This is a genomic window from Gammaproteobacteria bacterium (assembly GCA_022340215.1).
In the GTDB taxonomy this organism is placed as follows: Bacteria; Pseudomonadota; Gammaproteobacteria; order JAJDOJ01; family JAJDOJ01; genus JAJDOJ01.
Map to the genome: position 1 here is coordinate 1 of JAJDOJ010000169.1, position 14,615 is coordinate 14,615.

The window sequence follows — 14,615 nt, forward strand, 5'->3', positions numbered from 1 at the left end:
AGCGAGCATGGTGGGAGAACGAGACAAAAAGTTTACGATTTCGAGGCGCATAGTGGGCCTACGCAACGAGAAATCGGGGATTTTTTGGCCGCTCTCCCATCAGCGCAGTAGATTGTTCCTAAGGCCGACAGGCTCCTAGGAACTGAAGGTGTCGCGTCGCCGCAAACCGACTATGAAAACTGTCTGCACCAACCGGCCCGAAACATTGTGCGGCCTACAGACCCCGGCTTTCGTATCAAGATGTTTCACCTTGTCCGTCCTTAAACGATTGCCGGAAAATGGCATCGTAGATCGCGCCGGATTTTCGTTCGTCATCAAGGCGCGACAACAGGCGCATAGTCGAACTATGGAACGGTTGTCGCAACGCAGAGGACGAACGAAAAGACAGTAGGATAGTATGTCATTTGACAGAAATCTTACCGTCCCTCGTCATGGGACGGCAGACGGGTACAGGTTTTTACCTCATGAATCAGGACTGGTGGTGCTGACCGGGATGGCGTTCCTCTGCCCAGATTAGTTGACTAATTTGCTCGGTTTTTGCTAACCTCCAACCTGGTTTGATCGGGCCCGCAACGATCCTATTTGGGGTGCGATCGGTTTTCTAGAAACTCGGCAATCGAAAGAGGTTGGTAATGGAACTTCCAGAACGCGATGGTGACGGCTATCTCACCGATAATTCCCACTGGACACCCGAGGTTTCCCGCGCCATGGCGGAAGTCGATGGGGTTAATCTCGACGAGGTCAAGTGGCAACAGATAATGAAGGCGCGGGAATATTTCGAGCAGCACGCCGTGGTGCCCCCGATACGGAAATTCGCCCAATATCTCGGTGAGGACAAGAAGGTGTTGTTCAAACTTTGGATGACGGGTCCGATGAAGCCGATCACCAAGTACGGCGGCCTGCCCAAACCCACGGGTTGCGTCTAGCCGTCCATCGGAAAGCTCTCAGGCACCACGAGACCTCGGCGGGGTACGGAATACTGGTCTCCGTCGCGGTGATGCTCCAACCGAATCATTCCCGCTGACCCCGATCGGCGTCACCGCCTCCACCCGCGGTCGTACCTGCACTTTGCTCTCCCTGCATGGCTAGTTACTCCGGATCAACGCCCGTCTGCCGGCTGCACTGGTGGCACTCGTACTTGTCCTGCTCCTCCTGCGAAGAGCCCTGCCCCCTGGCGGGATAGACGAAAGGTTCCGCCCCGGCATCGGGAACGTCTCCCACACACAATGCAACGATGCTTGCCAACACCGCGCCGTATCGCCTCAGTACCATTGCTTGATTCATGGGCCCCGAAAAATTGCGCCTCGCGGATGGGTGCGAGGTAAGCCGCCTGCATGTCGCGCCCCGTCCGATGACCTTTTGCTTGTCGCCTCCGGTCCCGTCAACCGCTACACTCTCGCGCATGGATACCACCCTGAAGAATGCCATACACCGGCAGCGAATCCTGCTGGCGGAGATACTCTCCACGCCGCTGGCCTGCCTGGCGGAACGTTGTGCGGAGATCTGGGGTCAACGCGAAGCGCTGGATAGTGTCCTGACCGACGGTTTGCGCGAGGTACCGCACTGCCTGCACCTCTACGTGGTCGATGCCGACGGGATTCAGATCAGCGACAACGTCAGCAAGGGCGGTCTGCAGCCTGAGCACTACGGGCGCGACCGTTCCCAACGTCCCTACATGCGTGAGGCGGTCCCCTCCTGGGGATTCCTCTTGTCCGACGCCTATATCAGTCTGCGTGCCGCACGACCGTCCCTGACCGCTCTGCAGGTGGTGCACCGTAACGGCGAGACACTCGGTTACCTCGGGGCGGACTTCGACCTGCGTGATCTGCCCGTGACCGCCGAACGCTACGAGGAGTCCGGTGGCTGGCGCCAGATCAAGGGAGACCCCGCGATCCGCGGTACCGTATTCCAGCAATGCCGGGTCGAGAGCCTGATGGACCGGAACATGAACACCTGCTGCGCCATCCTCGACGAACTCTTGACCGAGCGCGGCATGTTCCAGGGAGTCATCCACTTCTCCAGCAGCCGGGCGACGATCTGGCTGATGGACGATCCGTTCCGCTACCGCATCCTGGATCACGAGGCCCTGAGCGACCCGGACATGTGCCTGCTCTACCCGCGCCGCCCCTACCCCAAGGACGCGCTCATCCCCCAGGACCGGATCCGGGACATCCTCGTGGGCATGCGTCACCTGCGCACCGCCGACGACACGCTTTACCTCCGTGCGTCCTCGATCAACCTCTTCAACGGCCTGATCAGCCTGACGTTCTCCTGCGACGGCTCTCACTACATGTCCTGGCGGGAGTTCCTGGACAAGGACATGAACTTCTGGCTGGGCAGCGCGGCGTGACAGGCCGCCGAGAAATCCATGCCAACGGGCACCTCAACGGCCTGCCTGGCGTCGGATCGCGGTCAGGCCGCGTCCCTGACCAGTGCCTCTCGCCTGCCTGGCGCCTCGCCGGTCCTTCCTAAAAGACGCCATCCCAACCCACTCCCGGGTTTGTGCACCGTGCGCTCGGCGATGAAGTGCCGGGCGAGGTTCGACTGTCCGTCCCGCAGGGCCGCCTCGATCAGTGTCAGGCTGATTACGTCGCGCTGGGCGTGGCTGCCGCCGAAACGGTTGGCGGTGTCTCGAACCGGGGCGATCAACTCGACCGCATCCCGGTAGCGACCCCGTGAAAAGGCCTGTACCGCGCGGCATAGGGGGATCCCCACCTCGCGGGTCATCATCACGTTGATCCCCTGCCCCGTCTCCACGGTCGCCTGCATGTCGCCGAGCAACCGCCGGGCGGCGCCACTACGACCGGTGGCGGCAAACGCCATCATCGCATGCAGGTCGTTGAAGGCGTAGAACCCGCGCTCCGTATCCAGACGCTGCTCCCAGTTGAGCGCCAGCGCCTCGAACCGGTCACCGGAATCGACGCCCAGCAGGTACAACCGCCAGAGCATAGCCGTGGCGTCGACCAGTGTCAGGATGAACTCGGGCGACTCCGGGGCGATCTCACGGTCGTAAACAGAGAGGACCCGATCGTTCCGCTGCCGGTCGAGATAGTACAGCGCCAGGTGCCACCAGTTGTGAAACGCGAAGCCGTTGTCCGGCGCCCAGTCCTGCGCCCGGCTCTCCAGCCATTCGATCCCTTCGTCGATGCGCCCCTGCATCTCCATCACGTGCACCCCGGCGTGTACCGCCCAGCCGTCCTTCGGCTGCAGGTCGAGCGCCCTGCGCGCCGCCCGTTCCGCGTCGGCGTACTGATTGCATTCCTCCAATCCGAAGGCGTGCATCCCCAGCAGATAGGAGTAACCCGGTACAGAGGGGCTCCAGTGCGGCATCACCCGCGAGATCCGGTTGCGCAGATTGAGGGCGTCACCGCGATAGAAGTCCATCAGGTGCGCCGCCTGGACGGTAAAGGCGTCGCGCGGATAGTCCACCAGCACCCGGTCGAAGACATGACAAGCGCCGTCCCAGTCTCCCGCGATCAGGCGGTTTGCGGCCATGGTCAACAGGTGCTCGCGATCATTGGCCTTGCGGGACAGGGCCTCCGCAGCCTCGAGGCTGGACTGTGCGTCGGGCACGAAGCGCTGCTCGCCGAACATCATCAGCACGATCGCGCGGAACAGGTGCCCCAGGACGAACTCCGGATCCTGGTCCAGCGCGTTTTCGATGGTTTCCACCGGATCACCGACGTAACTCTGGAACTGCTCCAGTGCCTTCTCGTACCTGTTGATCACGTCGGGGGTCGTCGCGGAAATCGGGGTCTCTCTGAGGTCGTAGGGCATGGTATGTTCTCCTGGTTTTGGTTCGTGGCTTCGCCGGGGCTGTCCGCAACCCGAACCGCCACAACGCCGTCTGTCGATAGGGACTGTAGGCCACCGGCGTCAGCGTGGCGTCGCTGGCGGCGTCAAAAAAGCGTCAAGACGGGAAATGCAAGCGCTTCGCGGGAGAGGCACCGGTTTCTCGATAGATAGGACATATCCTGCATAGATACTGTCTATAGCTCCACTGGGAATCTCCCAGACCCACGGGTTCATTGGCAGGGATGCCCCGTTACAATCCGTTACACAAGCTCACAGTCCGGAAACCACCTCGCCGTCTGTGAGGATCAGACTTTCTCCCGTGATCAACACCCAACGGAGAAAGCCATCATGCTCAAGATCGTACTCGTCACCCTCATCGTCGTCGGAATCCTTGCCGGATTCGGCATCGCCTGGGCCAAACACAAAGGCTATTGCTCTGCCGAAGGCCGCATGCAGCACATCACGGAGCGCATCTCTCAGAAGCTCGAGCTGAACGACGAGCAGCGGTCCAAACTCGTCGCCTTGGGCGAACAGTTCCAGGCGCTGCGGGGAGACTGGAGGGAACGCCGTGTCGATATGCGCGCCAACGTCCTGGACCTGCTCAAAAACGACCGATTCGATCGGGAACGCGCGCAGCAGATGATCGATGAACGGCAACAGTCCATGGCCGAGCACAAGCGCGACATGGTCGACGCCTTCGCCGAGTTCAGCGACAGCCTCGATCCCGAACAGCGCACAAGGCTGGCGGAACTGATCGATCACTGGTCCGGTGACCGCTGGGGCCACCACAGTTGGGCCCATTAGTGCTCTGTACGACAGATAATTGCGAGTTCATTTAGCTTGTCAGCGTTCACGGCAAGGCGCGCCTTGCTGCGAAACACCAGGGGAGCGCTGAATCCGTAATTATCTGTTGGACAGCGCACCAGCCTCCATGCCGATTCCGTCCCTTTCCCGGGGCGGAACCGGCACAATACGAGTATGACCCGTATCCTCGTCATCGACGACGACCAGGGGCTGGCGGCCCCGCTGCAGGCGTATTTTGCCCGCTTCGGCCTAGAACTCGAGGCCAAGCAATACCCGCGAGAGGGACTCCGGCGGCTGCGTGAACAAGGCGCCGACCTCGTCATTCTCGACGTCATGCTCCCGGAGATGGACGGTTTTGAGGTCTGCCGCATGATCCGCCGCGACAGCGACGTCCCGATCATCATGCTCACCGCTCGGGGCGAGGTCACCGACCGCGTCGTCGGGCTGGAACTGGGTGCGGACGACTACCTGCCCAAGCCCTTCGACCCCAGGGAACTGGTGGCGCGCGTGCAGCGGATACTCAAGCGCAGCGAGGGTCGCTCGAAAGCCGACGGGGAGATCTGGGCCTTCCCCGACCTTAGGATCGACCGTGAACGCCAGACCGTGGAGGTCACAGGTGAACCGATCGATCTGACACACACGGAGTACCGGCTGGTCGAACTGCTCGCCAGACGCCCCGGGCACCCGTTCTCGCGCGACGAGATCCTCAACGCCCTGCGCGGAATCGACGCGGACGTCTACACTCGGGCCGTCGACGTGCTGGTCAGTCGGGTTCGGCAGAAGCTTCGACCGGTCGACTACATCAAGACCGTACGCGGCGCGGGCTACGCCTTCGTAGCGCCGCGGCTGTGAGGCGTCGCCGACACAGCCTGTCGGGACGCTTGCTGCTGCTGTTCCTGCTGACCGCCTTCCTGCTCGCCATCGTCGTCCGCACGGGTTTCCGTTACGGCGTGGAAGGGAACTTCCGCGACCTGGCGAAACCCCACGTGGCCGAATACATCCAGCACCTACTCGACGAGATCGGGGATCCGCCCGACCGCGAGCGTGCGGCGCGGCTGGCCGAGCGGCTGCCGCTGGACATCCATTTCACGAAAGGCGAAATCTGGTCATCCGGCGGACACCCGCCCGAACTGACCGGCGACCACGCTCATACCCAAGAGCTCGCCGACGGGACTCGGGTCGAGGTGTTTCGGCGCCACGGACCATTCGTGATCCGGGCGACGCGTGGCGAACAAACCGTCCTCCTGGTCCCGCGCGGACTGGCGGCGAGCGACGCCGCGCCGCTGGTTGTCGTCCTGACCCTCCTCGGGGGACTGACCGTACTGACCCTCTCCTACCATGCCATCCGGCGGCTGTTTCGTCCGGTCGAAACGATCCGCTCGGGTGTCGCGCGTATCGGCTCGGGTGAACTCGGCCACCGGCTGGACGTTCGACGCCGGGACGAGTTCGGCGAACTCGCCCGCAGCATCAACGCCATGGCCGACGATATCCGGGAGATGCTGGAGGCAAAACGCGAACTGCTGCTCGCCGTCAGCCACGAACTGCGCTCCCCGCTCACGCGCGCACGGGTCAGGGCGGAACTCCTCGATCCGGGCCCCGCGCGTGAGGCCCTTCTGGACGACCTGAACGAACTGGAAACGCTGCTGGGGGAACTGCTGGAATCAGAACGACTACGGGGACGCCACATCGCCCTCGACCGGCAGGCGGTTGACCCGACCGAGCTCCTGCAGGAGCTTGTCCGGGAAACCTTCTCCGAAAGCCATATCGACCTCCGCCTCGATCCCCCCGGCACCTGGCTGTCGCTGGACCCCGTACGCATCCGGCTCCTGGTTCGCAACCTGTTGCGCAACGCCCTGCAGCATACCCCGCCCGAAGCCCCGCCTCCCGCACTGGCAAGCCACGTCGACGACCATCAGTGGATCCTCGAAGTGACCGACCATGGACCCGGGATCGCAACCGAGCACCTGGGCCACCTGACCGAGCCTTTTTACCGCGCAGACCCCTCTCGCCAGCGCGCCAGCGGTGGCGTCGGCCTCGGGTTGCACCTGGCCCGCACGATCGCCGAGGCGCATGGTGGCACATTGAGCATCCAGAGCGAACCCGGTGCGGGAACCCGGGTACGTGTCGAAATTCCGGTGCCGATCGACGAGTGACTATCGACAGCGACAGTCTCACCGCGCATCTTGTTTCTTGATGTGCCCGACGGCAACGGCAGGGCCAACTTAGGCGCTTTCTGTCAAATGACATACCATCCTGCTTGTCTTTTCGTCCGTCCTCTGTGTTGCGACAACCGTTCCATAGTTTGATTATGCGCCTGTTGTCGCGCCTTGATGACGAACGAAAATCCGGGGCGATCTGGTATGCCATTTTCCGGCAATCGCCTTAAACGACTCGCAAAGACTATTCCCACAATTCCCATTGGTTGTTACCGGAATCCATGCCGCGAACCGCCTGTTCGGCACCCTCGAGTGAATCGTATGCAGCCTGGTCTCCGACATAGAGGCATCCACAGCCTGTCGCGTCCGCGTAGGTATAGACGATCTTGCCGTTACGATCATGTCGCACGAACTGGTGCTGCGGCATCTCCCGAAGATTCGCCGATTTTTCGGGCGTGTCAGCCTTGCGCGCCTGGAACCCTGAAAATTCCAGCGTACCGACCGGGACTGTTCCGGTAACTGCGTCCGTGCTGGCGCAACCGGAGATTTCGATCAAGAACGCAAGAAGAATCGTACCCGGCATTGCTGGCTTCATGTTTGCTCCCCTCACAATCGGACCTGATGAAACATGGGTCACAGAGTCGTGCCTGGCGCGTGAAATCGCCGGCAGATTTATCTGCGCAGAATTATAGTGACTGCCATGACGCACGTCACGCTCGACAGCGACGAGTTCCGCTATACGAGAGCCTTCGCTTCCCTCGTTTCCAATGATCACTTCGGGAACATCAACTGCACCTGGAACCGAAGCTGCCGATGCGCGCCGTAGTTCGGAGTAGGACGTTGGATCTGCACTCAATTTGGCGGAAACGGATGCGGCGGCGAGCAGCGCACCTCATGGGCTGCGGCAGTCAGCCATCGTGTCTCATCGTTCGTCATGCCGGATCGCTCCATGTGAACCGGTACGGAAATCGGGGAGCAGGTCAGGTCGACTCCATCCTGCCTTTCGCGGAAACCAGCAATTCCCCAGTCTTGCAAAGCGCAATAAAAGCAGGTATTCCCTATCAACCTCTGGTTTCCAGTGTGCTTCACGAGTACGTCGAAGGACAATTTGTCAACCAATCAGAAAAAGAATAGATCCAGCGGATACCGCAACCGGCGCCGCTGATCGCGGCGTCATGCATCTAACCCCAGTAGCCTTACCTCAGAGGAGTGAGTCATGGATCTCGGTGCATTTTCCATCAGCCTGGCCGTCAAGCACATAGATACCTCGAGGGCCTTCTATGCAAAATTAGGCTTTGGGGTCGTCGGCGGAGATGCCTCGCAAAACTGGCTGATCCTAAAGAACGGCGATTATACAATCGGTCTTTTTCAGGGCATGTTCGAGAGGAACACCCTGACCTTCAATCCGGGTTGGGACAAAAACGCAGCGCCCGTCGAAACCTTCACCGACGTTCGCGAACTGCAGCGCCAGTTGAAGGCGCAAGGTGTGGAGTTTGTGAGCGAGGCCGACGAGACGACGACGGGACCGGCGAGTTTTATCGCCGTCGACCCCGATGGAAATCCGATCCTGGTCGATCAGCACGTCTAGATTCAAGAGGCTCGCGCGGGGTCGGTTTTCCCCTGGTGCCGAGCACGGAGACAGAGAGCCATCCCGCAGATATTCGCGAAATCCCGGCTCGATCTTCCGCGATGAAGCCCATCGGGTTTGCCTCGTACATCAGGCGTAGCTTGCCCGGTTTGGACGGATCTCGATTGTCGTAGGGATACATGAAGATTCCCCCACGGGTCAGGATACGATACACCTCGGCCACCAACCGACGGTACCCCTGCTGCACGTCGGCAACCAGGCGCGCGATTCGACCCTGATCGCAGTAATCGGCGGGTTCCTGGAGATCGACTCCGGTACGGTGCTCCGCTGGAATGAGGAGCTCGTCGGCGTCGTCGATCAGGTCATTGCCGCCGCCGCTCAGCAGGATCAGATCCCAGGGATAACCGCATAAGGGACCAAACGGGTGAGTCCAAGATTCAGAACCTTGCACAAATCCATCGAGAAACACAGTGGCACCGACGCGGCTCCCGTCATGCTTGCAGCCCTGTGTGAACCCTCCCACGCCGCCGATATCCCGACCCCGTGCCCGTCCCGCTCGAACCAGGCGGCTGCCGGTCGAATCCCTGCAAGTCGCTCGACGAGGTCTTCGACCCGCCTCGCGTTTTCGATGGCCTCGCCACCCGGCGCCGGTCCGGGACCCACGGGAAGTCCCCCGGGGATGAACTCTCGATCGCCCTCGAGTGAAGCCACCCAGCGAGGGTTGCGCGGCACCCCGAGACGTTCCCGGTTGGTGCTGCAGGCCACCATTGCCAGGGGAAGATGTCTTTCCCGATCGAGCATCCACAGCGCGTAGCGGTCCACCCGGGGAAAAGGCCGGTGCTCGCATGCTTCCACTACCCGGGCAGTCATCTCTCTTGCCGCGCCCGAAACCCGATCGACGGAAAGGGTCGCATCGATCGGAACGCGACTGAGACCTTCACGCCGCGAACAGACCGCGTAGGCCACATATCGGCTGGTCGTCGATTGTGCGGAGAACGAACTCCAGTCCCTGGCCCGGGTCTCCACCCGAACCTGGATATGCCAGTTTCGCCCATCCGGGGTCAACGCCCTGGCGTCGGCGGATTTAACGATCTGCAGGGTTCCGAGAAACGGATTGACGCGACGGACGCTGAATCAGCGGGAGTCAGCCACCGGCCCGTCTGATCTCCCTCAACCTGAAACTGAGCAGTGAGACGATCTGGTCGGCGGCTTCCTGAAACTCAGGGTCCAGGAGTTCGAAAACGAATTCCGCTTCGTCGAGCGCCTTGTTGATCTCGTCCTCGGTCTCCAGTGAGTCCACGGACCGCGCAATGGCTTCAAGCTGATTGAGGGTGTGCATTCGTCACCGTTGGCCTGCTAGACAGCAGTTTGACCCGACGCCGCCGTGCGCGGTTCAGACGATCTTGCGTAGTTCGTATTCCAGGATGCCCTCCGCCCCCGCCTCGCGCAGCCTGGGGATCAATTCCCTGACCGCCTCGCTGTCGACCACGGTCTCAACCGCCAGCCATTCCTTTCGGTAGAGGTGATTGACGGTCGGTGCATTCAGACTGGGCAGCTCGGATACCACCGCGTCCAACTTGTCCTGGTGTACGTTCATGCTCAGCGCCACCTTCCTGTGCGCATTCAGCGAGGCTTTCAGGAGCAGCGCGATCTGATCAATCTTCGCCATTTTCCAGGGATCGGAGAGTGCCGCCCTGTTGGCGATCAGGCGCGTGTGCGTGTACAGCAGATCGCAGACGATGCGCAGGCCGTGGGCCTTGATCGTGCTACCGGTTTCCGTGATCTCGACCACCGCGTCCACCAGCCCTTCGACCGCCTTGGCCTCCGTCGCCCCCCAGGAGAACTCCACCTGTGCGCTGATCCCCTTCTCTTCCAGGTAGCGCCGGGTAAAGTGTACCAACTCGGTCGAGATCTTCTTTCCCTCCAGATCCTCGATCGACTGGATCGGAGATTCCTGAGGCACAACCAGCACCCACCGGCAGGGCGCGTCGGAACTCTTCGAGTACACCAGATCGCAGATCTCCTCGACCTCGGCGCCTGACTCCAGAATCCAGTCGAGCCCGGTCAGGCCCAGGTCGAGCGTTCCACTGGCAACGTAGGTAGCCATCTCCTGGGAGCGCACCAGGGCACAGGAAATCTCCGGATCGTCGATGCTGGGGAAATAGTTGCGCGATCTCGAGTGTATGTTCCACCCCGCCTGCGCGAATAGCTTGATCGTGGACTGTTCCAGGCTCCCCTTGGGTATGCCCAGTTTCAGCTTGTTCATGCCGTGCTCCCTGTTCTTTCCACCGAGATTTCCTTTAGAAGTCGCTACACGCGGAGACCCGCGGGCAACAGGCAGGGCATTATACACTTCGTCACCAGCACGCCCGGGAACCACGATTCCGCGCTTTGCATGACCCGGAGGAAGATGCGGGACGGATTCGGGGCCGATATCATGGGCCGGAACGACACCTGCGACTGTAGGAGAACCGACGTGCCGATCGTCAACAGACACCTGGAAGTTGCCACCGAAGACGGGATCACACTGCACGACATCACCCCGTCCCTGCGGGACCTAGTCGCAGACAGTGGGCTGTGGAACGGATTCGTCAACGTCACCTCACGGCACACCACGACGGCCCTGACGATCAACGAGTTCGAGGAACGGCTGCTCGATGATGTCCGCACCTTCTTCGCACGACTGGTTCCCCCGGGTGACAGGTACCTGCACAACGATATCCACCTTCGCGACTGTCCGCCCGACGAGCCGAAGAACGCCCACTCTCACCTGATCGCCATGCTGCTGGGCAGTTCGGAGGTGATTGCGCTGAGAGACGGAGCTCTGGACCTGGGGACCTGGCAGTCCGTCATGCTGGTGGACCTGGACGGCCCGCGTCGGCGCACGGTCAGTGTTCAGGTGTATGGGGAATAGGTGCGAGACCGGCACCATGCCCGTTTGGACCAATCAGTTCCGTGGCTGGCCGATACCGTCCCTGCTGATCCTGGCGGGAGCGATCTTCCCTGGCCGGCAGGCGGCCCGGCCCAGGTGGATGGGTAGAATACCGGCATGTTCTCAACCGACTTTCCGGTTGGGATCCGCAGACACCCATGACGGTGGAACCGCTGCGCTTGTTCCACCCTACGCAATGTCATGAACTCATTGAAAGCACGGAAAAACCGTAGGTCGGATCAAGCGAAGCGGATCCGGCATGCTACTGGTGCTGAAACTGGGCTCGACGTAGATTCCGCGAAGTCAGGTCATCTGACCTTACACGCTCCAAACCTCCGGACGATTGAATGGCCAACGTCCCGCCGGCGAACGACCTTGCAAGGACGCAGGGACAATCCGAAGCGGCGTCAGGATACAAGCACAGGCATTGTATGGATTTGCGAACGATCAATGCCAGGCGGAAACCGTCCCGGTTTGCGATCTTGCTCGACTACATTGGGGTAGTCCGGCAGATCGGGGCATTCGGTTCGAAGGGTCATCGTGTCCCGGTTGGTTCCGATAACCAACCGGGAAAGGGACAAGCTAAAGGCAGGGGCTTTCGATTTGTCAGTAATGCGGGCGATAGACGGGGCCATCGACCGTTACAGCGGGGCCACCATCGATCACCGGCTTCCTCACACGTCAGGATCTCAGTCGGTGATCTCCACCTGTTCTGCTATCCCGTCACCGACGGCACCGGCCTCGCCGGGAATCTCATCCCTGACCTGAACCACGTCTCTCTCGCTGACGGTACTGAAAAAATTATCAGGTTCTAACTCGGTACTTGCATCGGTGCCGAACGTCACGTCGAGCACGGTGACCGTCCCGATACCGGTGGCATCGCTGCCCTGGGTCAGACCGGCGAGGCCCACCCCGTCGACGGGCCCCTCCAGCTCGATTCGGCTTTCGCCTTCGTCATGTTCGATGCGGTTGGCGATTAACGTGGACTCGCCCCTGCGGGCCTTGATCTGAAGAAAATCTCCGGGTGTCAACTCGTCGATCCTCAACGGATCACCGGCATCGTCGCTGATCAGGGTCTGCGCATCGGTCAGTACAGTCAGCGTACCCGACGGACCCAGATTCAGTGTCAGCTGCCTTCTCGCGGTGTCGACAGTCGAAATCGTTGCCTCGATTTCGATGTCAGTGGCGCGGCTCTCTACACCTTTAGCAACCAATACCCCGCCGGAGAACACCCCCTCGACCTCGACACGGGCGCCGTTTGCAAGCGTATCGCGCAATGACGGCGGGCTGAATTCGGCATTGCGCGCATCGACCGTCTGTCCGTCGATACGAAAGTCACCCAGCCCCCTGAAGTTCCCAACGATCCCGGAGATACTGGCCTCGACGTCGTCGGGGATCTCATCGTCCTCGGTGTCGATCTTGCGTGCGGCCACCGTGTCCGGGCTGTTCACGGGGTCTTTTAGATTGCCCTCGACACGGACAAACCGACCGTTGTTCAATCCACCCGGAGGCAGCTCGGTCACGGCATCGAACGTTACTGTCACGGAACCGAGGGCAAACTCACCCATACCCGCTACCTGGGTCAGGTTTCTGATCGTGCCCTTGAGCCTGACCTCGTCACGATCACCGCTCTTGCGTTCCACCCGTGTTGCGGTGAGGACATTGAGGGTGGCATCCAAGAAACCGCTGATCTCGACGAACTGTCCCTGCGCGAGAGACGCGAACGTCACGCCGTCGAAGACGGTCTGCCCGTCCTGCACCCGGACGGTCGTTCCCAGCACAGGGAACGACCTGATGCGCGGGTCGGCGCTGTCCGCAACCGGGACATCGGCGATCGGGCCCTCGAGGTCGGCGCTGAACGCGACGCTTTCGGCCACCCCCGTCCTGCCGTCGTTCCCGACACTGCCCCTGACCCGAACGACCATACCCAGATGCAGGGCCGTTTCCGGCTGGTTGGCCTTGTCGTTGACGACGATATCCGCACCACGCGTCGCGAACTCGACGCCGTTGACGAAGATGCTGCCGAAACCGGTGATCGGCCCGATCGTGATGCCGGTTCCCCCGATGCCGCCTTCGGCGACCAGATTCAGCCCGCTGTCACCACAGGCACCGGGCAGTCCGATAGAAATCGCCGCGATGGCGGACATGAATCGTTTCATGGGCCTGTGTCCTTGTTCTCCGATCCCGATTTGTCCTTGCCTTCGGGCTCGTGGATCTCTTCGATGGCATAGATGCCGATTCCGATGCGGGCACGCCCGTGCCCCTCGACCTTTGGATTGCTGTCCCGATCGCGTTCGGAAAGCCACGAATTCAATTGTTCCAGGAGGTTCTGCCCCAACCGGGCGCTGAGTTTGCGGAATCCCGCGACGTGCTTCACCGGCACGTTGTCGTACATGACCTTGCGCTGGAAACGCGCCCCGTCCGGCGCGCCGGAAAGATTGTGGTCGATTGTCTCGATCAGGTCGCGGGTGTCGGTACCCAGGACCTGCAGCTCTTCGGCCATACCCCTGCCCGGAACATACCCCCTCGCCGTCAGGCGGTATTCTTCATGCGGTGTGAGTTCCATGGCGCCTACCCGCATCAGCTCGTCCGCCACGGCTCGCGGCGGCATGTCACCGCTGAATCGCTTGACGAGTGCACTGAAGCTGCGGTCCCCCTCCAGCGGCAAACAATCCGGGTCACCCTTCGCGTCCTGAAACGCCGGGTTTTCGAGCCATCCGGAGATCACACGCGCGGCGCGGTTGTAGCGCTCGTCGAGCCGCGACTTTTCGATCAGCGGCTGATCACGCAGGCGCTTGACTTCCTTGCGGTTGAGACCCGTAATCACGGCGATACGCGAAACCGATTGCTTGCGTCCCTGCATCCCGAATTCCCGATCGGCGACATCAACGTAGACCCGTCGCAGGATCTCCTCGAATGCCCCACAGGAAAACCCGTGCCGAAGCAGAATCCGGACCAGAGGCGTCAATATTCTGACCAGCGCCCGGGTGATGACGGATGAATGCGCTTCCATGCATGCACCTACCGGGAATCCCCGATCACGGGGATTCCAAATTCTTCGAGTTCCGAAAACAGGATGTGGGTTACACTTCGGCGTTGTGTCATCACGCCTGCAACCTACCAGAAAAGGGAAATAATTCCCATTAAGGCGCCCTCATAACCGCAACGCAGTCACGATTCCCCCGCCATAGCTGTGAGGGGTGGGAACATCTCACCCGAAGAGGTTCCCCCATGGATTCCGACGCACCCAAGACCCTGATCGAGCATTTTTCGATTCTGGAAGATCCCCGCGACCCGAGCAAGTGCCGGCACAAGCTCATCGAAATCGTCGTGATCGCCA

At 61.2% G+C, this 14,615-nt stretch carries 15 protein-coding genes and 1 pseudogene; 7 read left to right on the plus strand and 9 right to left on the minus strand.

The window, feature by feature from the left end:
- Positions 1-632: 632 nt before the first annotated feature.
- Positions 633-926: a TusE/DsrC/DsvC family sulfur relay protein gene (locus LJE91_12150; protein ID MCG6869440.1), complete on the plus strand. Its 294-nt coding sequence runs from the start codon at positions 633-635 to the stop codon at positions 924-926.
- Positions 927-1,089: 163 nt separating this feature from the next.
- Here the strand turns inward: LJE91_12150 and LJE91_12155 are convergent, their stop codons facing one another.
- Positions 1,090-1,284, minus strand: coding sequence for a hypothetical protein (locus LJE91_12155; protein MCG6869441.1), 195 nt, complete (start codon positions 1,282-1,284; stop codon positions 1,090-1,092).
- Positions 1,285-1,402: 118 nt separating this feature from the next.
- On the opposite strand from LJE91_12155, the gene LJE91_12160 reads away from it, so the two are divergent.
- Positions 1,403-2,350, plus strand: a complete 948-nt coding sequence (locus LJE91_12160; GenBank protein MCG6869442.1) for a PDC sensor domain-containing protein — start codon at positions 1,403-1,405, stop codon at positions 2,348-2,350.
- A gap of 62 nt (positions 2,351-2,412) precedes the next feature.
- On the opposite strand, the gene LJE91_12165 is transcribed toward LJE91_12160, so the two are convergent.
- Complete coding sequence (locus LJE91_12165) at positions 2,413-3,777, minus strand: tetratricopeptide repeat protein (GenBank protein MCG6869443.1); 1,365 nt, start codon at positions 3,775-3,777, stop codon at positions 2,413-2,415.
- Between the two features lie 366 nt (positions 3,778-4,143).
- Between LJE91_12165 and LJE91_12170 the strand changes: the two genes are divergently transcribed.
- The 3 genes from LJE91_12170 (at position 4,144) to LJE91_12180 (ending at position 6,752) form a co-directional block, all read left to right on the plus strand.
- Entirely contained in the window at positions 4,144-4,599 is a 456-nt protein-coding gene (locus LJE91_12170; GenBank protein MCG6869444.1) for a Spy/CpxP family protein refolding chaperone, read from the plus strand.
- A 174-nt stretch (positions 4,600-4,773) separates the two neighbouring features.
- On the plus strand, positions 4,774-5,451 hold the full coding sequence (locus LJE91_12175; protein MCG6869445.1) for a response regulator transcription factor: 678 nt from the start codon (positions 4,774-4,776) through the stop codon (positions 5,449-5,451).
- Entirely contained in the window at positions 5,448-6,752 is a 1,305-nt protein-coding gene (locus tag LJE91_12180) for a HAMP domain-containing histidine kinase (protein MCG6869446.1), read from the plus strand. The genes LJE91_12175 and LJE91_12180 overlap by 4 nt, the downstream gene beginning before the upstream one ends.
- A gap of 247 nt (positions 6,753-6,999) precedes the next feature.
- Here the strand turns inward: LJE91_12180 and LJE91_12185 are convergent, their stop codons facing one another.
- A complete protein-coding gene (locus LJE91_12185; GenBank protein ID MCG6869447.1) occupies positions 7,000-7,530 on the minus strand; it encodes a hypothetical protein in 531 nt (176 codons plus the stop codon).
- Between the two features lie 441 nt (positions 7,531-7,971).
- Here LJE91_12185 and LJE91_12190 point away from each other — a divergent pair, with 441 nt between their 5' ends.
- On the plus strand, positions 7,972-8,343 hold the full coding sequence (locus LJE91_12190) for a VOC family protein (protein ID MCG6869448.1): 372 nt from the start codon (positions 7,972-7,974) through the stop codon (positions 8,341-8,343).
- 76 nt (positions 8,344-8,419) lie between these two features.
- Here the strand turns inward: LJE91_12190 and LJE91_12195 are convergent.
- The 4 genes and pseudogenes from LJE91_12195 to hisG all read right to left on the minus strand — a co-directional run bounded on the left by LJE91_12195 (position 8,420) and on the right by hisG (position 10,609).
- Positions 8,420-8,569: pseudogene (locus tag LJE91_12195) on the minus strand (class 1 fructose-bisphosphatase).
- Positions 8,570-8,730: 161 nt separating this feature from the next.
- A complete protein-coding gene (locus tag LJE91_12200; GenBank protein ID MCG6869449.1) occupies positions 8,731-9,408 on the minus strand; it encodes a hypothetical protein in 678 nt (225 codons plus the stop codon).
- Positions 9,409-9,487: 79 nt separating this feature from the next.
- Positions 9,488-9,682 (minus strand): hypothetical protein, encoded by a 195-nt coding sequence (locus LJE91_12205; GenBank protein MCG6869450.1) that lies wholly within the window; start codon positions 9,680-9,682, stop codon positions 9,488-9,490.
- A 54-nt stretch (positions 9,683-9,736) separates the two neighbouring features.
- Complete coding sequence (gene hisG / locus LJE91_12210) at positions 9,737-10,609, minus strand: ATP phosphoribosyltransferase (GenBank protein MCG6869451.1); 873 nt, start codon at positions 10,607-10,609, stop codon at positions 9,737-9,739.
- Between the two features lie 210 nt (positions 10,610-10,819).
- Here hisG and LJE91_12215 point away from each other — a divergent pair, with 210 nt between their 5' ends.
- Complete coding sequence (locus LJE91_12215; GenBank protein MCG6869452.1) at positions 10,820-11,257, plus strand: secondary thiamine-phosphate synthase enzyme YjbQ; 438 nt, start codon at positions 10,820-10,822, stop codon at positions 11,255-11,257.
- A 707-nt stretch (positions 11,258-11,964) separates the two neighbouring features.
- Here the strand turns inward: LJE91_12215 and LJE91_12220 are convergent.
- Positions 11,965-13,434: a DUF5666 domain-containing protein gene (locus tag LJE91_12220; GenBank protein ID MCG6869453.1), complete on the minus strand. Its 1,470-nt coding sequence runs from the start codon at positions 13,432-13,434 to the stop codon at positions 11,965-11,967.
- The gene (locus LJE91_12225; protein MCG6869454.1) at positions 13,431-14,288 is read right to left on the minus strand and encodes a DUF6502 family protein; all 858 of its coding nucleotides are present in this window, start codon (positions 14,286-14,288) and stop codon (positions 13,431-13,433) included. The genes LJE91_12220 and LJE91_12225 overlap by 4 nt, the downstream gene beginning before the upstream one ends.
- Positions 14,289-14,615 lie beyond the last annotated feature (327 nt).